The 18453-nt window shown below is 59.8% G+C and carries 20 protein-coding genes; all 20 read right to left on the bottom strand.

Going from position 1 to position 18453, the window contains the following annotated elements; translation table 11 throughout:
- Nucleotides 1-218: 218 nt before the first annotated feature.
- The 20 genes from flhB to AC1RPZ_RS25525 all read right to left on the bottom strand — a co-directional run bounded on the left by flhB (nucleotide 219) and on the right by AC1RPZ_RS25525 (nucleotide 18363).
- Entirely contained in the window at nucleotides 219-1358 is a 1140-nt protein-coding gene (gene flhB / locus AC1RPZ_RS25620; RefSeq protein WP_493140472.1) for a flagellar biosynthesis protein FlhB, read from the bottom strand.
- Nucleotides 1359-1361: 3 nt separating this feature from the next.
- Entirely contained in the window at nucleotides 1362-2144 is a 783-nt protein-coding gene (gene fliR, locus AC1RPZ_RS25615; RefSeq protein WP_493140470.1) for a flagellar biosynthetic protein FliR, read from the bottom strand.
- 3 nt (nucleotides 2145-2147) lie between these two features.
- The gene (fliQ, locus tag AC1RPZ_RS25610; RefSeq protein WP_493140468.1) at nucleotides 2148-2417 is read right to left on the bottom strand and encodes a flagellar biosynthesis protein FliQ; all 270 of its coding nucleotides are present in this window, start codon (nucleotides 2415-2417) and stop codon (nucleotides 2148-2150) included.
- A gap of 24 nt (nucleotides 2418-2441) precedes the next feature.
- Nucleotides 2442-3191 (bottom strand): flagellar type III secretion system pore protein FliP, encoded by a 750-nt coding sequence (fliP, locus tag AC1RPZ_RS25605; protein WP_493140467.1) that lies wholly within the window; start codon nucleotides 3189-3191, stop codon nucleotides 2442-2444.
- Nucleotides 3191-3628, bottom strand: a complete 438-nt coding sequence (fliO, locus tag AC1RPZ_RS25600) for a flagellar biosynthetic protein FliO (RefSeq protein WP_493140465.1) — start codon at nucleotides 3626-3628, stop codon at nucleotides 3191-3193. The genes fliP and fliO overlap by 1 nt, the downstream gene beginning before the upstream one ends.
- Nucleotides 3629-4090: a flagellar motor switch protein FliN gene (gene fliN / locus AC1RPZ_RS25595; RefSeq protein WP_493140463.1), complete on the bottom strand. Its 462-nt coding sequence runs from the start codon at nucleotides 4088-4090 to the stop codon at nucleotides 3629-3631.
- A 69-nt stretch (nucleotides 4091-4159) separates the two neighbouring features.
- Nucleotides 4160-5128 (bottom strand): flagellar motor switch protein FliM, encoded by a 969-nt coding sequence (gene fliM, locus AC1RPZ_RS25590; RefSeq protein WP_493140461.1) that lies wholly within the window; start codon nucleotides 5126-5128, stop codon nucleotides 4160-4162.
- Between the two features lie 9 nt (nucleotides 5129-5137).
- A complete protein-coding gene (gene fliL / locus AC1RPZ_RS25585) occupies nucleotides 5138-5638 on the bottom strand; it encodes a flagellar basal body-associated protein FliL (protein ID WP_493140459.1) in 501 nt (166 codons plus the stop codon).
- Nucleotides 5639-5848: 210 nt separating this feature from the next.
- Nucleotides 5849-7228 carry a flagellar hook-length control protein FliK gene (locus AC1RPZ_RS25580; RefSeq protein WP_493140457.1) on the bottom strand — a complete coding sequence of 460 codons (1380 nt, stop codon included), beginning with the start codon at nucleotides 7226-7228 and terminating at the stop codon, nucleotides 5849-5851.
- A 105-nt stretch (nucleotides 7229-7333) separates the two neighbouring features.
- On the bottom strand, nucleotides 7334-7678 hold the full coding sequence (locus tag AC1RPZ_RS25575; protein ID WP_493140455.1) for an Hpt domain-containing protein: 345 nt from the start codon (nucleotides 7676-7678) through the stop codon (nucleotides 7334-7336).
- Nucleotides 7679-7708: 30 nt separating this feature from the next.
- Nucleotides 7709-9415 carry a SpoIIE family protein phosphatase gene (locus AC1RPZ_RS25570; protein WP_493140453.1) on the bottom strand — a complete coding sequence of 569 codons (1707 nt, stop codon included), beginning with the start codon at nucleotides 9413-9415 and terminating at the stop codon, nucleotides 7709-7711.
- A 5-nt stretch (nucleotides 9416-9420) separates the two neighbouring features.
- Nucleotides 9421-9729, bottom strand: a complete 309-nt coding sequence (locus tag AC1RPZ_RS25565) for an STAS domain-containing protein (RefSeq protein ID WP_493140451.1) — start codon at nucleotides 9727-9729, stop codon at nucleotides 9421-9423.
- Between the two features lie 110 nt (nucleotides 9730-9839).
- Complete coding sequence (gene fliJ / locus AC1RPZ_RS25560) at nucleotides 9840-10289, bottom strand: flagellar export protein FliJ (protein WP_493140449.1); 450 nt, start codon at nucleotides 10287-10289, stop codon at nucleotides 9840-9842.
- Between the two features lie 6 nt (nucleotides 10290-10295).
- Nucleotides 10296-11654, bottom strand: a complete 1359-nt coding sequence (fliI, locus tag AC1RPZ_RS25555) for a flagellar protein export ATPase FliI (RefSeq protein WP_493140447.1) — start codon at nucleotides 11652-11654, stop codon at nucleotides 10296-10298.
- Complete coding sequence (gene fliH / locus AC1RPZ_RS25550) at nucleotides 11644-12453, bottom strand: flagellar assembly protein FliH (protein ID WP_493140445.1); 810 nt, start codon at nucleotides 12451-12453, stop codon at nucleotides 11644-11646. The genes fliI and fliH overlap by 11 nt, the downstream gene beginning before the upstream one ends.
- Before the next feature lie 4 nt (nucleotides 12454-12457).
- Nucleotides 12458-13477 carry a flagellar motor switch protein FliG gene (fliG, locus tag AC1RPZ_RS25545; RefSeq protein ID WP_401115468.1) on the bottom strand — a complete coding sequence of 340 codons (1020 nt, stop codon included), beginning with the start codon at nucleotides 13475-13477 and terminating at the stop codon, nucleotides 12458-12460.
- Nucleotides 13470-15257, bottom strand: a complete 1788-nt coding sequence (fliF, locus tag AC1RPZ_RS25540) for a flagellar basal-body MS-ring/collar protein FliF (RefSeq protein WP_493140443.1) — start codon at nucleotides 15255-15257, stop codon at nucleotides 13470-13472. Before fliF ends, fliG begins: the two co-directional genes overlap by 8 nt.
- Before the next feature lie 14 nt (nucleotides 15258-15271).
- Nucleotides 15272-15601 (bottom strand): flagellar hook-basal body complex protein FliE, encoded by a 330-nt coding sequence (gene fliE, locus AC1RPZ_RS25535; RefSeq protein WP_493140440.1) that lies wholly within the window; start codon nucleotides 15599-15601, stop codon nucleotides 15272-15274.
- Nucleotides 15602-15745: 144 nt separating this feature from the next.
- On the bottom strand, nucleotides 15746-17146 hold the full coding sequence (gene fleR / locus AC1RPZ_RS25530) for a sigma-54-dependent response regulator transcription factor FleR (protein WP_493140438.1): 1401 nt from the start codon (nucleotides 17144-17146) through the stop codon (nucleotides 15746-15748).
- Nucleotides 17147-17151: 5 nt separating this feature from the next.
- Entirely contained in the window at nucleotides 17152-18363 is a 1212-nt protein-coding gene (locus AC1RPZ_RS25525; protein WP_493140436.1) for a sensor histidine kinase, read from the bottom strand.
- Nucleotides 18364-18453: the final 90 nt, after the last annotated feature.

Genomic DNA, 18453 nt, shown 5'->3' with positions numbered 1-18453 from the left:
AAGGCTGCGCATGCTCATGTGTCGACGGATCGGGTGCTTAAGGCCCATAAAGGGAAAAGACCTTGAAAGGGCTGGCCGTAAGGGCGAAACCCTAAGTGGCCGTTACCGCAGGAATGGATATGTACACCTGCAAGAGATTAGTCGGCTGTCAGGCCGCTATCGCGAGCAAGCTCGCTCCCACAGTTTTGATCGGCGTACACCGCCAAGAGATGAGCCGGTCAGGAATCGCGGCGCAGATCCGGAGGAATCGGCAAATCGTCCTTGAGCGGATCCGGGCGCTTACCCTTGCCAGCGCGGTACTGACGGATCTGATAAACGTAAGCCAGCACCTGAGCAACCGCCAGATAGAGCCCACCAGGGATTTCCTGATCGAGCTCGGTGGAGTAATAGATCGAACGCGCGAGGGCCGGCGACTCGAGCAGCAACACTTCGTTAGCCACCGCGATCTCGCGGATCTTCAGCGCCAGGAAGTCGTTACCCTTGGCGACCAGCATCGGCGCGCCACCCTTCTCCGGATCGTATTTGAGCGCCACCGCGTAGTGGGTCGGGTTAGTAATGACCACGTCCGCCTCAGGAATGGCCGCCATCATCCGCCGCTGGGACATCTCGCGCTGCAACTGGCGAATCCGCTGCTTCACCTCAGGGCGACCCTCCTGATCCTTGTGCTCGTCGCGCACTTCCTGCTTGGTCATCAGCAGTTTCTTGTGACTCTGGTAGAGCTGAACCGGCACATCGACCGCCGCAATCAAAATCAACCCGCAGGCCATCCACAAGGTGCTCCAGCCCACCAGCTGCACACTGTGAATAATCGCCTGCTCGAGCGGCTCATGGGCGATTCGCAACAAGTCGTCGATGTCCGACCGCAGCACGCCGAGCGCGACGAACAGCACCAACAGAAATTTTGCCAGAGCCTTGAGCAACTCGATCAACGCCGTGGAGGAAAACATCCGCTTGAGACCATTGGCCGGGTTCATTCGACTGAACTTCGGCGCCAGGCTACTGCCCGCAAACAGCCAGCCACCCAGGGAAATCGGACCAATGATTGCCGCCAGCAGCAGGGAGAGCAGCACCGGCTGCACCGCGAGAATCGCGATCTTGCCCGAGTTCAGCAAATACAGGCCCATGGCACCTGGAGTGAGCACCACTTCACGAGGCAGCGAGAAATTCAGACGCATGATTTCCAGCAAGTCCAGCGCCAGACCACCACCGTAGATCAGTAGCGCCCCCGCCCCGGCCAGCATCACCGCCAAGGTATTGAGCTCTTTGGAGCGGGCGATCTCGCCCTTTTCACGAGAGTCCTTCTTACGCTTGTCCGTGGGGTCTTCCGTCTTGTCCTGACCGCTCTCGCTTTCAGCCATGACTCAGCGCGCCTGTGCCATATCACGCAACAACTGTAAGGCCTCGATGGCCAACGGTTGATACTGATTGATAATGTCCCCCAGGCTGACCCAGAAGATCACCATGCCCAGCACCAGGGTCAACGGAAAACCGATCGAGAAGATATTCAGTTGCGGCGCCGCGCGGGTCATGATTCCGAAGGCAATGTTGACCACCAGCAGCGCGGTGATTGCCGGCAATACCAGCAGCAGTGCCGCGCCCAGTACCCAGCCCATCTTGCCGGCCATTTCCCAGAAATGGTTGACCAGCATGCCACTGCCCACCGGCAGGGTCGTGAAGCTTTCCGTGAGGACTTCAAACACCACCAGATGGCCATTCATACCCAGAAACAGCAGCGTCACCAGCATCGTCAAAAACTGCCCGATGACGGCCGCCGACACACCGTTGGTGGGGTCGACCATGGACGCGAAGCCCATGCCCATCTGGATCGAAATGATCTGCCCGGCCACCACGAACGCCTGAAAGAACAGTTGCAAGGAGAACCCTAGCAGCGCGCCAATCAGGATCTGTTCGGCAATCAGCAGCAGACCACTCAAATCCAGCGGATTGACCTGCGGCATCGGCGGCAGGCCCGGCGTGATGACCACCGTTATCGCCAGTGCGAAATACATCCGGATACGCCTGGGCATCAGGGTCGTGCCGAAGACCGGCATGGTCATCAGCACCGCACCGACCCGGAACAGCGGCAGCATGAAGCTTGCCACCCAGGTACTGATTTGCGCGTCGGTCAGCGCCAGCAACGACATGGCTTAGCCGATCAACTGCGGAATACTGCTGTACAAGCGCAGGATGTATTCCATGAACGTTTGTATCAGCCAAGGGCCGGCGACGATCAGGGTCACCAGCATCACCAGCAAACGCGGCAAGAAACTCAGGGTCTGCTCGTTGATTTGGGTGGCAGCCTGAAACATCGCCACCAGCAACCCCACCAGCAAACTCGGAACCACCAGTATGGCGACCATCACAGTCGTCAGCCAAAGCGCTTCCCGGAACAGGTCTACCGCAACTTCAGGAGTCATATCGCCCTACCCGCCCACAAGGTTCTAAACACCACCGAAACTGCTCGCCAGTGTACCGATGATCAATGCCCAGCCATCCACCAGCACAAACAGCATGATCTTGAACGGCAGCGAAATGATCAGCGGCGAGAGCATCATCATGCCCATGGCCATCAGCACACTGGCAACCACCAGATCGATGATCAGGAACGGAATGAAGATCATGAAGCCGATCTGGAAGGCGGTTTTCAGTTCCGAGGTCACGAAGGCCGGCACCAGAATGGTCAAAGGCGCCTGATCCGGCGTAGCGATGTCGGTGCGCTTGGACAGCCGCATGAACAGCTCAAGATCGCTGCTGCGAGTCTGCGCCAGCATGAAGTCCTTGATCGGCACTTGCGCCTTGGTCACAGCATCCTGAGCCGTCAGCTTCTCGGCCAGATAAGGTTGCAAGGCATCCTGATTCACCCGATCAAAGACCGGCGCCATGATGAACAGGGTCAGAAACAGCGCCATGCCGGTGAGGATCTGGTTCGACGGCGTCTGCTGCAAGCCCAGGGCCTGACGCAGAATAGAGAAGACGATGATGATCCGGGTGAAGCTGGTCATCAGCATGACGAACGCCGGAATGAAGCTCAGCGCGGTCATGATCAGCAGGATTTGCAGGCTGACGGAGTATTCCTGAGCACCATTGGCGTTCGTGCCCAGAGTGATCGCCGGAATCGACAGCGGGTCGGCGGCAAACACCAACGGCGCGGCCAGCATCAGGACCAGCGTCAACAGGATGCGCAACGGCATTACTTCTTATCCTTATCTTTACCCAACAGCTCCATCAGGCGCTGGGCAAACTCGGGGGTTGCCTGCTCGGCGCTCGGCACTTGCACCGGCTCCTTGAGCACATGCAACGGGGTGATCGTGCCGGGGCTCAACCCCAGCAGAATCTGCTCGTTGCCGACTTGCACCAGCATCAAACGGTCACGAGGGCCGAGCGCGCGGGAACCGATCAACTCGATCACCTGGCCCTTACCAGCCGGCCCGGCTTGCTGGACCCGGCGCAACAGCCAGGCCAGGAAGAAGATCAACCCCAGCACCAGCAGCAAACCGAGCACCAACTGTGTCAATTGCCCGGTCACGCCGCTGCTGACCGCAGGCACAGCAGTGGCCGCTGTCGCCACCGGCTCGGCCGCCAGAACACTGAACGGCAACGCCAACAGAACCCCCAGAACCTTTTTCACTCAGCGCAGCTTCTTGATGCGTTCGCTTGGGCTGATCACGTCGGTCAGGCGGATGCCGAACTTCTCGTTGACCACCACCACTTCGCCGTGAGCGATGAGCGTGCCGTTGACCAGTACGTCCAGCGGTTCGCCGGCCAGACGGTCAAGCTCGATCACCGAGCCCTGGTTGAGCTGCAGCAGGTTACGAATGTTGATATCGGTGCTGCCGACTTCCATGGAAATCGACACCGGGATGTCCAGAATCACGTCCAGGTTCGGACCGTCAAGGGTCACGGGCTCGTTGCTCTTCGGCACACTACCGAACTCTTCCATCGCCAGACGGCTGGAGGATGACGAAGTCGCCGCATCGGCGGCCAGCAAGGCGTCAATATCGTCCTGCCCGGCATCACCCGTCTCTTCAAGGGCCGCAGCCCATTCATCGGCCAGCGCCTGGTCGTCCTGGGTATTCATATCGTTAGCCATCATTTGTCCTCGGCGGGCAACCATTCAATTAGAAGCCGTCATTTAAAAGCGAAGGTGTACGAGCGCCGATCAGCGGCGTTCGATCGGCTCGATCACTTGCAACGCCAGGTTGCCCTTGTGGGAGCCCATTTTGACCTTGAAGGCCGGCACGCCGTTGGCGCGCATGATCATTTCTTCCGGCATCTCGACCGGGATCACATCTCCTGGCTGCATGTGCAGGATGTCCCGCAGGCGCAACTGGCGACGGGCAACCGTGGCACCGATCGGTACGTCGACGTCCAGCACGTCATGACGCAGGGCGTTGACCCAGCGCTCATCCTGATCGTCGAGGTCCGACTGGAAGCCGGCGTCGAGCATTTCGCGGACCGGCTCGATCATCGAGTACGGCATGGTCACGTGCAGATCGCCGCCGCCACCGTCGAGTTCGATGTGGAAGGTCGAGACCACCACCGCTTCGCTCGGCCCCACGATGTTGGCCATGGCCGGGTTCACTTCCGAGTTGATGTACTCGAAATTGACTTCCATGATCGCTTGCCAGGCTTCTTTCAAATCGACGAAGGCCTGCTCCAGCACCATGCGCACGACGCGCAATTCGGTCGGGGTAAATTCACGACCTTCGATCTTGGCGTGACGACCGTCACCGCCGAAGAAGTTGTCCACCAGCTTGAAGACCAGCTTGGCGTCAAGGATGAACAGCGCGGTACCGCGCAACGGCTTGATCTTGACCAGGTTGAGGCTGGTCGGCACGTACAGCGAGTGCACGTATTCGCCGAACTTCATCACCTGCACGCCACCGACAGCGACGTCCGCCGAACGCCGCAGCATGTTGAACATGCTGATGCGCGTGTAACGGGCAAACCGCTCATTGATCATTTCCAGGGTCGGCATGCGTCCACGGACGATGCGATCCTGACTGGTCAGGTCATAGCTTTTGACACTGCCCGGTTCAGCAGCGTTGTCGGTCTGTACCAGACCATCATCGACACCATGCAACAGCGCATCGATCTCATCCTGGGACAGCAGGTCCTGCACGGCCATGTCGTGTTCCTACTGCAGTACGAAATTGGTAAAGAGCAACTGGTCGATAACGACTTTGCCGACTTCCTTCTGCGCCACTTCCTGCACACTGGCAGTGGCTTTCTGGCGCAGCATTTCCTGTCCGACCGGGGTCGCCAGGGTATCGAAACTCTGCCCGGAGAAGAGCATGACCAGGTTGTTGCGAATCACCGGCATATGCACTTTCAGCGCATCCAGGTCCGCCTGATTACGCGCCTGCAGGGTAATGCTCACCTGCATGTAGCGTTGACGGCCATTCTGGTTGTAGTTGGCCACAAAGGCCGGGGGCATTGGCTCATAAATCGCCGCTGGCTTGACGTTACTGGCGGCTTCGGCCGCTGGCGCAGGCTTGCTCTGAGCGCTGTGCATGAAGTACCAGGTCGCGCCCACGGACAGGCCGATCGCCAGCAGCACGGCCAGCACAATCACGAGAATAAGCTTGAGTTTGCCTTTCCCGGCGGGGTCTTTCACTGCTGCTTCGCTCTTCGCCATGCCAATAATCCGTCACTATTCGAGTTTTCACAGTTGCACGGCAAGGCAAGAGCAAGTGTTATGCCAGAAGTGTGAGAGGGGAAATGGAGGATGATCGGCAAATGCCAAAATCAAAAGATCGCAGCCTTCGGCAGCTCCTACGAAAGCGTGGCGTACGCAAATCCGTAGGAGCTGCCGAAGGCTGCGATCTTTTCGGGTCGCTGCAACTTGTCAGGCGTAGTAGTCGACTGCGCTGGAGCCGATCACACTAGTCGTGCTGGCGGCCGCTTCAGCCACGCTCATTGGCGACTCTTCATCCGCCGAGCCCAAGCGACCACCGCTGGCACTGGTGGACCCGCTCTGCCCCTGCTGAGCCTGCTGCTGTCCCTGCCCTTGCCAGCCGCGGGACTGGTCGGACACATTGACGTCGACCTGCCCCATGCCTTGCTGGGCAAACATGTCGCGCAGACGATGCATCTGACCGTCCAGCGCCTCACGCACGCCAACGTGAGCGCTCATGAAAGTCACTTGAGTCTGCTGATCGGGAACCATGTTCACCCGAATATCCAGGCGACCCAATTCCGCCGGCTGAAGCTGAATATCGGCAGCCTTGAGGTTGGCGCTCGACAGGTACATGACCCGATTGACCACTTCCTCGGTCCAGCCACTCTGATGCATGGCGATCGGTTGATTCACCGGCAGCGCATTCGCGGTCTTCGGTGTGGCGGCCTGGGTCAGCGCTGCCAGACGGTTGGCAAAATCATCAACACGCGTGTCGCTGGTCGCCGACTTCAGATCCTTGAGTCCATCATCGATCAAACCGCTGAAGGACTTTTCCCCACCCTGGCTGGTGCTGTCCTTGCCGGCTTGCACGTCAAGCATGCTGGCCATGCCATTGGCAAAATTCTGCGCTGCGGTTGACTCACTATCGGCCTGATCCGGTGCCGCTTTTGTCGGGGACTGGCTGGAGGCCGACACGTGCCCACTTTGCTCCAGTGCCAGACGCAAGGCCGGCATCGCATCCAAAGGATCGGATGCAGGATCGAACGAGGGATCAGTCGTGGCCGCAGGCTGAGCCGACGCAGGCGTCACGGTAGCGACAAGAGCCGCATCGACCTGAGGCTGAGCCTGAACCTGAGCGACTACGGGAGGTGTTTGTGGATCTGGTACCGGCACTGGCGTCGGGGCCGGTTGCACCGCCTGCGCCAACGCCGGATCAAGAGCAGGGTCGACCGGAGCGCTATCAGCCACTGGAGCATCCGTGACCTTGGCGTCGGCGCTTGCGGCCTTGTCGCCGGTATCCGCCGGTTTGTCGGCGGGCAAGGATTTGCCGCTATCGGCAACCGTCGACTGAGGGGCGGCAGACTTGTCGTCAGGCGCCACCTTTTTGCCGGTGCTGTCCGTCACGTTGTCACGCACGTTTTTGCCGGTCCCGACAGTGCTTGCCGCAGGAGTCGCTTGTGACTGTTTGGCGTAGACCTGAGAAAAACTTGCGGCCTTATCCCTAGGCTCTACAGGCGTTGCCGGCGCATTGACAGGCACGGCGGCAGACGCAGCCTGAGTCTTGGCCTGCGAGGCGGCCTGAAGAAGCGAATTCGGGGCGAGGGGCATAACGGTCTCCGCTGCACTGGGATCGTAGGTACAGTTGAGAAACTAAGCTGCAAGGGTCGAGCCAGGTTTGCTCAGGCGCTGGAAAAACCTGCAACGATGGCGCTTTCAACAATGAAAACGCTGGCGCTCTTCACGGTACAAGCGTCGGACGATGGCAAATTCGCCGTCGATTTCGCCGACCAGCTCTTCAATTCCCGCAAGGCTTTTTTGTTTGGCTCGCTGCTCCAGCTCATTGCACAGTTCAGCCAGGCGCGTAGCCCCCATGTTGCTGCTGCTGCCCTTGAAGCTGTGGGCGGTACTGAGCAGCTGCTCAGGGTCCTGAGTTTCGCGAAGTTGGGTCAAACGTGTTTCGGAATCCTGAAGGAAAGTATCCAGAAGTATCGGGTACTCATCCTCCATGACTTCTTGCAGCGCACTCAGTACGTCGTGATCCAGATGAATGTCAGTCACTTGTTCGCTCCTTGATCAAGAATGTGCGGATTATGCCTGAGCCTCCCAGGAAAACTCCACGCGGGCACGCCGGCCGTTATCCGACCAACTGGCGTTGTGGCTCAACTGACGGACCAGACTCACACCGCGACCTGACAAGCGGCCGCCATCAACAGGTCGAGCCATTACCCGCTGCACATCGAATCCCGCACCGCTGTCTTCAACTTCAACCACCAGGCAGCCACCCGCACCTTGTGGCGACACCTGCATATGCACCCGCAGATAACCATCCTCAAGCGCATCCAGGCGCGCATTGCGCTGCTCATAGTAGCGCGCGAACCCGGATGCATCGCGCTTGAGGCTCGAATCCAGCCCCAACACACCGTGCTCCAGCGCATTGGAATAGAGTTCAGCCAGCACACTGTAAAGCGCCCCGCTTTGCGCCCGCAGCCCATGCACTTCAAGCAACAACTGCAACAGATAAGGCAACGGATTGAACCGCTTGAGCGTGTCTGCACGAAACTCGAAACTCACCGACCAGTCCAGCGGGCAGGACAGGCCACTGTCGGAATACACTATGGCCGGAAGATTGAGTTGCGCGGCTTCGAGAAGACTGACCTCAACCATGCTGACATCATCACGCGCTTCGCCACGGAAATCCCGCAGCGCCTGTTCAATCTCCTCGAACAACCGTTCTGGCAGGCGGTTGTCGGTAAACACTCGTTCTAATCGCTCGACACCAAACAGCTGCTCGTTGGCATCACAGGTATCGATCACGCCGTCCGACAACAGGAACACCCGGTCGCCGAGGGCCATCGGGAACACCTCGGTGCAATCATCAAAGGCTTGCGGACTCAACACACCCAGCGGCAGATGGCGCGCCAGCAACGCGGTACGTTTTCCGCTGGCGTTGTCATGCAGGTAGCCATCCGGCATACCGCCGTTCCAGACTTCCACCGAACGGCGCTGAAAACTCAGGCACAACAGGGTCGCGCAACAGAACATATCCACCGGCAGGATACGTTTGAGCTTGGCGTTCATCTCGCGCAGCATTTCCGCGAGACCGTAACCCTTGGCGGTCATGCCGTAGAACACTTCTGCCAGCGGCATGGCGCCGACCGCCGCCGGCAAGCCATGCCCGGTAAAATCCCCCAGCAGCACATGCATGTCACCGGCCGGAGTGAATGCCGCGAGCAACAGATCACCGTTGAACAACGCATAAGGGGATTGTGAGTAACGGATATTGGGGGCACTCAGGCAACCGGAGTGAGCGACCTTGTCGAACACCGCCTTGGCCACCCGCTGCTCATTGAGCAGGTAATCATGGTGCCTGGCGATCAGATCGCGCTGCTCCAGGACCGTCGCCTGCAACCGCCGCAAGCGGTCCATCGCCTTGATCTTGGCGCCCAGAATCACCCGGTTATAGGGTTTTGCCAAAAAGTCGTCGCCACCCGCCTCCAGACAACGCGCCAAGGCCTCGCTTTCCGTCAGCGAGGTCAGGAAGATGATCGGTACCAGGGTTTCGCCAGCCAGCAGCTTGATCTGCCGCGCCGCTTCGAAACCGTCCATCACCGGCATCATCGCGTCCATCAACACCAATTGCGGACGCTGCTGTTGATACAGCTCGACCGCCTCGGCGCCGTTGGCCGCCGTCAACACCTCATGCCCCTGGCGACGGACAATACTCGATAGCAACAGGCGGTCCGCCGCGCTGTCTTCAGCGATCAGCACGGTCAGCGGTTCGGGTAGCGTCGACATGGCGATCAACTGATGTCGAACAACTTGTCGAAATTGGAGATGGCGAGGATTTTCTTCACATCGGAACTGCTGTTGACCACGCGAATATCGGAGTTTTCTCCGCCTGCGTGGTCGCGCAGCAACAGCAACATGCCCAACGCCGAGCTGTCGAGATAGGTCGCTTCTTTCAAATCGACCACCACCGAGCTTGGCATCTGCCCGTCGGGGCGCTCGTAGGAGTCACGAAACTCCTGATGCTTGGCGAAATCGAACCGCCCCTTGACCGAAATCGTGAGCTTTTGCCCATCCGGTGATACTTCTGTAACGACTGACATGCTGAGGCTTCCCTGTCATTGGCAACGTGTAGAAGGTTTAGCACTTGCGCAGGGCTTGAGCAAGGCATGACAGCCCGATGGACCAAGATCTTTTTCGCGCCCCTGACTCATCAATACGGGTCGTGGCGCGGCAAACGCTGGGAAAACTCATCGAGCAGCTTTTGCTCGCGCCGGTCGTCGAGCTGACGGGCTTCGTCAACGTAACGCTGCACCAGCTTGCGCAGCCCTTCAACCCGGGCAAAAGCCTGCTGCCAGGCTTCACGCGCCTTGTTCAGGTTGTTCTGGTGCCAGGCCAGGCTTTGGCGCTGCTGATCGATCGCGGTGCCCAGTTGCGCGAGAAAGCCCTGATACCCCAACAACCATTGCCCCGAGACGCCATGGCTGCCGCGCTCGATCCATTGTTGCTGGTACTCGAGGCGGAAGTTTTCGAGGTCGGCGAGCTTGCTTTCGGCCAACCGCACCTGGCCCTGGAAGTGCCCGAGGCGCTGGGCGGCAGTCTTTTCGGCCTTTTCAGCCATATCGACCACGGGTGCCAGGCGTGCTGACCGGCTCTGGGCCATGAGGGGTTAGCCGCCAGCCGCCGGGGCGAAGATCGAGGCCAGATACGCCTCGCTCTCACCCAGGCTGATGCTGTCGTTCAGACCCTGGCGCAGGTACTTGGCCAATTGTGGCTGCAACGAGATCGCCAGATCGGTTTCCCGATCGCCGCCCGCCACATAGGCGCCGACGCTGATCAGGTCGCGACTTTGCTGATAACGCGACCAGAGCTGCTTGAAGTACTGCGCACGAGTCATGTGGTCTGGACTGACGACCGACGGCATGACCCGACTGATGGACGCCTCGATGTCGATCGCCGGGTAGTGCCCCTCTTCCGCCAGGCGGCGCGACAAGACGATATGCCCGTCGAGCACGCCTCGCGCGGCATCGGCAATCGGGTCCTGCTGATCGTCGCCTTCAGACAGTACCGTATAAAACGCGGTGATCGAACCGCCACCCGCCTCGGCATTACCGGCGCGCTCTACCAGTTTCGGCAGCTTGGCGAATACCGACGGCGGATACCCCTTGGTCGCGGGTGGCTCGCCGATGGCCAGGGCGATTTCCCGCTGCGCCTGAGCAAAACGGGTCAGGGAATCCATCAGCAACAGGACGTTCTTGCCCTTGTCGCGAAAATACTCGGCGATTCGCGTGCAATACATGGCTGCGCGCAAACGCATCAGGGGCGCATCGTCCGCCGGAGACGCCACCACCACGGAGCGCTTGAGCCCCTCTTCACCGAGGATGTGCTCAATGAACTCCTTGACCTCACGACCCCGCTCGCCGATCAGCCCGACCACGATGATGTCGGCCTCAGTGAAGCGAGTCATCATGCCCAGCAGCACACTCTTGCCGACGCCGGTACCGGCGAAGAGACCGAGGCGCTGACCACGACCGACTGTCAACAATCCATTGATGGAGCGAATACCCACGTCAAGCGGCTGGCTGATGGGGTCACGCTTGAGCGGGTTGATGGTCGGACCATCCATCGGCACCCAGTCTTCGGCTTTCATTCCGCCCTTGCCGTCCAGTGCACGGCCGGCGCCATCGAGTACGCGCCCGAGCATGCTCATGCCCATCGGCAAGCGGCCGGCGTCGGCCAAGGGTACAACCCTGGCGCCTGGGGCAATGCCGGCGACACTGCCGACCGGCATCAGAAATACCTTGTTGCCGGAGAAACCCATGACTTCGGCTTCGACCTGTACCGGGTGATAACTGTCGTCGTTGATCACCATACAGCGGCTGCCCATGGCAGCGCGCAAGCCCTCGGCTTCAAGCGTCAGACCCACCATGCGCAGCAAGCGCCCTTCGAGGATCGGCTGACCGGGCAACTCGGTAGCGTGCGCATAAGTGCTCAGGCGCTTGCCGAAGCTGGTGCGATCAAGGCGCATCAGCAATTTCCGGCTCTGGATCAAGCGCTGCGGCAGACGGTTTTTCGCTGACGGGAAGTTCCAGCGTCATATCCGCCTCGGCCGGATGCAGCGCCTGGTCGTGCAACTGATCGAACAGCTTGGCCATGATTTGCGTGATACGGGTTTCGACTGTCGCGTCGATGCGGCTGTGCTCGGTTTCGACCCGACATCCGCCCGGCAACATGGCTTCGTCTTCAACAATGCGCCAGGTCTCTTCATGGCGCTCGCGCAATGCCTTGACCTGCTCGAAGTCCTGCGGATTGATGTACAGACGCACATTGCCGACACCCAGCGGCAGCAATTTCAGGGCTTCGCGCATGACGTGTTCGATTTGCGTCGAGTCGATGACCAGTTCGCGCTGAATCACTTGTTTGGCGATGTGCTGAACCAGACCGACCAGGGATTTTTCAATCTGCGTATCTTGCTCGGCAATCGGCTCGAACAGATTGCCCATCAGCAATTCAACGCTGGCGAGCTTCGCGCTCAGGGCCACGTCAGCCTCCTGACGAACCTTGAGCGTGGCGCTGTGGAAACCTTCTCTCTCGCCCGTGGCGAAGCCTTCGTTGTAGGCTTCCTGACGAATGCTTTCGAGTTCTTCGAGGGTCAGTGGCTGGACTTCGTCCAGCGGCACTTCCTCCATCTCTGGCGGTTCTTCTACCCGTTCTGGCTCAGGCTCCGGGACGTACGGGTCGAAACTGGGCAACGACCAGAGATCAAAACCACCGACATCGCGCGCACGGATCAGATCGGTGGGCGACTCATCACTCTTGGATGCCATGGCGTTAAATCATTTCCTCGCCGCCCTTCCCGCCGAGAACGATTTCTCCGGCTTCGGCCATACGGCGGGCAATGGTGAGGATTTCTTTCTGTGCGGTTTCCACGTCGCTGACGCGTACCGGGCCCTTGGCCTCGAGGTCGTCGCGCAGCAATTCGGCCGCACGCTTGGACATGTTCTTGAAGATCTTTTCCTTGACGCCTTCGTCCGAGCCCTTGAGGGCCAGCACCAGCACGTCCGAGGAAACTTCGCGCAACAGTGCCTGAATCCCACGGTCGTCGACATCGGACAGGTTGTTGAACACGAACATGAGGTCTTCGATCTGACCGGACAGGTCTTCGTCGACTTCGCGGATCGAATCCATCAGCTGACCTTCGATCGAGCTGTCGAGGAAGTTCATGATGTCGGCCGCACGCTTGATACCGCCCAGGTTGGTACGCGCGGCGTTGGAGTTGCCGGAGAATTGCTTCTCGAGAATCTGGTTCAGTTCCTTCAGGGCCGCCGGCTGCACGGTATTGAGCGACGAAACCCGCAAAATGATGTCCAGCCGCACCTTGTGGTCGAAGTTGCCGAGTACTTCGCCTGCCTGATCCGGGTCCAGATAAGCCACAACGATGGCCTGGATCTGCGGGTGCTCGTAACGGATCACATCCGCCACCGCACGCGGTTCCATCCACTTGAGGCTGTCGAGACCACTGGTATTGCCGCCCAGCAGGATCCGGTCGATCAGGCCGTTGGCCTTGTCTTCGCCCAGCGCCTGGGTGAGCATCTTGCGCACATAGTCATCGGAGCCGACGCCGAGGCTGGTCTGATCGCCAACGATGTCGACGAACTCGCTCATCACCTGCTCGACCTGCTCACGGTGCACGTTGCCCATTTGCGCCATGGCTACACCCACACGCTGAACCTCTTTGGGCCCCATGTGGCGCAGCACTTGCGCAGCATCGGTTGAACCCAGGGACAGCAGCAGAATCGCGGCTTTGTCGACCCGGCTGAGTTTGGCGATAGCGGCTCGGTTATCACTCATCTGCGTTAATCCACTCTTTCACGACCTGAGCCACACGACCCGGATCTTCGGCCACCAGGCTCTTGATTGCGTTCAACTGTGCGTCATAGCCTTCGCTCGGGCTAGGCAGCAGAATACTTTGCGGGCCGCCAAGGCTGACGCGGTCGTTGGCCAGTTCGCCGTCCAGACCGCCCATGCCACCGAGTTCGACATCGCTGCCGAGACCGGCCAGATGCTTGCCTTTGCCGCCGCCGGTGATGTTGTTGAGCACCGGACGCAGCACGCCGAACACCAGCACCAGAATGAACAACACGCCGAGAACCTGTTTCACCACATCCCAGAACCAGGGCTGCGAGTAGAACGGAATGTCGGCGATGACTTCGCCACGCTCGGCCGAGAACGGCACGTTGACCACGCTGACGCTGTCGCCACGACTGGCGTCAAAACCGACGGCGCCCTGCACCAGACGCGTGAAGCGCGCCAAATCATCGACGCTCCAAGGCGTACGAGTGGTTTCACCGTTGGCCGCGTTGACCTTGACCTGATCATCCACAACCACTGCAACCGACAGCCGACTCAATCGGCCCTGCTGCTGCTTGGTGTGGCTGATGGAACGGTCGAGTTCGAAGTTTTTTGTGGATTGCAGACGCTTGTCGGCCGGGTACGGCGCCAGCATCGGCTGACCGGTTGCCGGGTCCATGATTTGTTGGCCGTTGGCATCAAGCAACGGCTGACCTGGCTGCACCATGCCGGCGGAAGCCGTCGCGCCGCCCGTGGTTTGCGGCGCGGAGGCAGGCGCAGGCGGCTGATTGCTCAGAGCACCGGGAACGCCCTGCGGGCCGTTGCTGGCGGTGCGCTGTTCGGACGTCGACTGTTCGCTGCGCAGCGCCGGCTGATCCGGGTTGAATTGCTCCGAGGTCGACTCGACCGCACTGAAGTCCACGTCGGCGGAAACTTCAGCCTTGTAGCGATCGTTGCCCAACACCGGTTGCAGAATATTGTGCACGCGCTGAGTGAGCATGCTTTCCATGCGGCGGCTGTAATCGAATTGCTTGCCGGCCATGGACAGTTCGGAGTTTTCCGCCTGATCGGAGAGCAAGGTGCCCTTCTGGTCCACCACGGTGATCTGCGACTTGCTCAACTCTGGAACACTGGTCGCCACCAGATTGATGATGGCCAGAACCTGACCCGGCTCCAGTGACCGACCGGAATAAAGCTCAACCAGTACCGATGCGCTTGGCTTGCGTTCGTCACGCACGAATACCGAACTTTTCGGAATGGCCAGGTGCACCCGGGCACCCTTGACGTTGTTCAGACTGGAAATGGTCCGCGCCAGCTCACCCTCAAGGCCGCGACGATAACGGGTCGCTTCCATGAACTGACTGGTTCCCAACCCCTGGTCCTTGTCGAGGATTTCAAAACCGATGTTGCCGTCTTTGGGAGTGACACCTGCAGCGGCAAGCTTGAGTCGCGCACGCGCCACATCATCGGCCTTGACCAGCAAGGCACCGGAGTTGGGCTCAACGGTATAAGGAATGTCGGCGGCGGCCAGGGTTTCCATGACCTGCTTGGCGTCCATACCGGCAAGGCTGCCGTACAGCGGCCGATAGTCGGGTTGCTGCGACCACAGCACCACGGCAAATCCAATCGCCACGCTCGCAGCCAGGCCAACCAACAGGCCCACCTGACGCAGCATGGTCATCTCGGAGAGGTTTTCCAGGAAGGACAGACCAAACAGCGGCGGTTTGCCGTCTGCAGGTTTGACCTTGGCCGGAACGTTATCGGCGACTGCTTCTGCCATGACTCAATACTTCCTTAGACCGGCATCTGCATGATGTCTTGATAGGCCTGAACCAGCTTGTTACGCACTTGGGTCAACGCCTGAAAAGACACGCTGGCCTTCTGCGAGGAAATCATCACATCGGTCAGGTCGACGCCGCTTTTGCCAATTTCGAAAGCATTGGCCAGTTGGGTCGAAGCCTGCTGGGTATCGTTGACCTTGTTGACGGCCTGACCGAGCATGTCGGAAAAGCTGCTGCCGCCCATTTCCGGCACCGCGACCGCCGCTTTCGGCTGAGCCATGGCGTCCATTTGCATGGACCGCATGTCCAACATCAACCGATTAAATTCAATTCCCTGGCTCATGGTCTACTCTCTCTGACGACCCGCAATTTTTTGACACTCACTCGGCGGATAGAGTGGTGTTAGCAACAAGGGTGCCAGCTCCATGGCGACATTTAAGAAAAGCCCACCCAGGCTTTGTAGACAGACGACTCAGGTAGCGAGCCCTCACGTAGCAAACAAATAGGCCTCGACATCCATTCCGGCATCACGCATTTGCGCCAATTTGTAGCGCAAGGTCCGCGGGCTGATACCCAGACGCTCGGCCGCTTCCTTACGCCGCCCACGCTCGGAACGCAACGTATCGATGATCATCTGGAACTCGCGACGCCGCAGGTCATCACCCAGTGCGCCCGCTGAATCGCCTTGCGGCGCCTCGACTTCAAGCACTCGCGCCGACATCGGAACAGGCGCCAGTACCGGCAATGGCGCGCAAGCGACCGGCCCTGCGAGACAGAAGTCCTGCGGCTGAATCAAGCCACCCTGCTGCAAAATCAGCGCCCGCTGAATGGCGTTATCCAGCTCGCGCACGTTGCCCGGCCACGGATAACCGATCAGGCAAGCCTGGGCCTCTGGCGATAGCCTGGCAGCGGCATGCTTCATTTTATTGACGTGCTTGACCAACAGACGCTCGGCCAGCGGCAAGATGTCGGCAGTGCGCTCACGCAACGGACGCCAGGCCAGCGGAAATACCGACAGGCGATAGTAAAGGTCTTCCCGAAAGCGCCCCGCCGCCACTTCGCCCGCCAGATCACGGTTAGTGGTCGCAACCACGCGGATATCCAGCGCAATCGGCTTGCGCGCCCCCACGCGCTCGACTTCACGCTCTTGCAAAACGCGCAGCAGCTTGGCTTGAAGCCCCAAGGGCATTTCGGAAATTTCGTCGAGCAGAATGGTCCCGCCATCAGCCTGCTCGAACTTGCCGGCCTGGGCCGCAATGGCGCCAGTGAACGAGCCCTTCTCATGACCGAACAAAGTTGCCTCGAGCATGTTGTCCGGGATCGCCGCACAATTGATCGCAATGAACGGCTGACGGGCGCGGTGCGAGTGCTGGTGAATGTAACGTGCCAGCACTTCTTTGCCGGTGCCTGACTCGCCAGAGATCAACACCGTCGAATCACTGCGCGCCACACGGGCTGCCAGCTCAAGCAACTGCGCACTGGCCGGCTCGAACGCTACCGGGCCTTCACCTTCCGCGGCGCCGAGACAACCCAGGGCATGTCGCGCCACCAGATCCAGCAACGCCTTGGGCTCGAATGGCTTGACCAGATAGTCCGCCGCCCCCTGACGCATTGCGTCGACTGCGCGCTCAACCGCGCCATGCGCGGTCATCAGCAACACCGGTAATTGCGGATGACGAATACGCAACAAACCCAACAACTGATGACCATCCATACCCGGCATGTTGACGTCACTGACCACCAGATTGAATGGCTCGCTCGCCACGGCCTCCAGTGCATCTTCGGCCGAGCCCACCGCGGTGTAATCATGGCCGGCCAGCAGCAGCGTATCCGTTAATGCCTCGCGCAGTGCACGGTCATCTTCGACCAGTAAAACCTTGATTGCCATCAACCTCACTCCACGCCTTGAGCGCTGGGCTGCCCACCAGAAAAAAGCGGCAAAATCACCACCGCACAGGTGCCGCGGCCCGGCCGCGAGCGCAGCTGCAATTCTCCCTGATGAGCACGGGCCACCGCCTTGACCACGGTCAGGCCAAGACCGGTGCCGGTGGTTTTGGTGGTGAAAAACGGCTCACCCAGGCGCGCCAGCACCGTCGCGTCGATACCGTCGCCGTTATCGCTGACGCACAGTCGAAGGGTGTTTCCACGGGTGTAGAGATGAACTTTCAGACGGACATCGCCGGCACTGGCCTGAATCGCATTTTCAATCAGGTTCAGCAGCGCACCGACCAATGTGTCGCGATTGCACAGCAACTCCCCGGCATGACTGTCGCACTGCCAACGCACCGGATAATCCTGAACATGCGTCAATGCCGCCGCTTGCAGCGATTGCAGAAGCGCCCTGGGCGTCACGCGATCAGTCAACGGCAGTTCTCCGCGAGCAAACACCAGCATGTCCCGCACCTGATGCTCGAGCTCATGCAGGCGCTCTTTCAAACGCCCGGCAAACCGTTGCTGGGTGGCGACCGGCAGCTCCTGCTCAGTCAAATGACTGGCGTACAACAATGCCGCGGACAGCGGCGTACGAATCTGATGCGCCAGGGAAGCGACCATCCGCCCGAGGGACGACAAGCGCTCATGGCGAGCCAGCTGATCCTGCAAGTGTCGGGTTTCGGTCAGGTCGTTGAGCAGCACCAACTGACCCGGCTCGGCATCCAGCGAGCGCGTGGCAATCGACAGACGCCGACCATCCTTCAGGGAAATTTCATGACCATCGTCTTCGCGCGGTGCAAAGCAGCGTGCAATGACATGACGCCACAACTCGCCCTCAAGCGGCAGACCCAGTAGCTCGCTGGCTGTCGGATTGGCTTCACGCACGATACCTTGGGCATCAATGACGATGACGCCGCCGGGCAACAAGTCGAGAAGGTTTTGCAGCCGGTTGGCGAGACGCTCTTTTTCCGCCAGCTCTTGCATGCGTTGAGCACTGACCACTGCCAGTTCGCCCTTGAGCTCAGTGACCCGAGCTTCAAGCATGCTGTAGGAGTCGGTAAGTTGGCTCGACATCTGATTGAACAGCGCGAACGCCTGCTCAAGGCCAAGCCGACTTGCCTGCTCTACAGAGGGCGTGTCGGAGACAGGAGACATTTGGGCGGCGTGGGGCATCGTGCTCTCTCGCTTGGCTGACCGTCAGTTAAACGGAACGTTGCGAGGGACGTAGCAATACCCGTGCCGAAAAAAACCGCTCATTATTCA

Source organism: Pseudomonas sp. GW822-FHT02D10 (genome assembly GCF_058802345.1).
The sequence above is the reverse complement of the archived record's forward strand: the minus strand, read 5'-3'. Positions and strand labels throughout refer to the sequence as shown.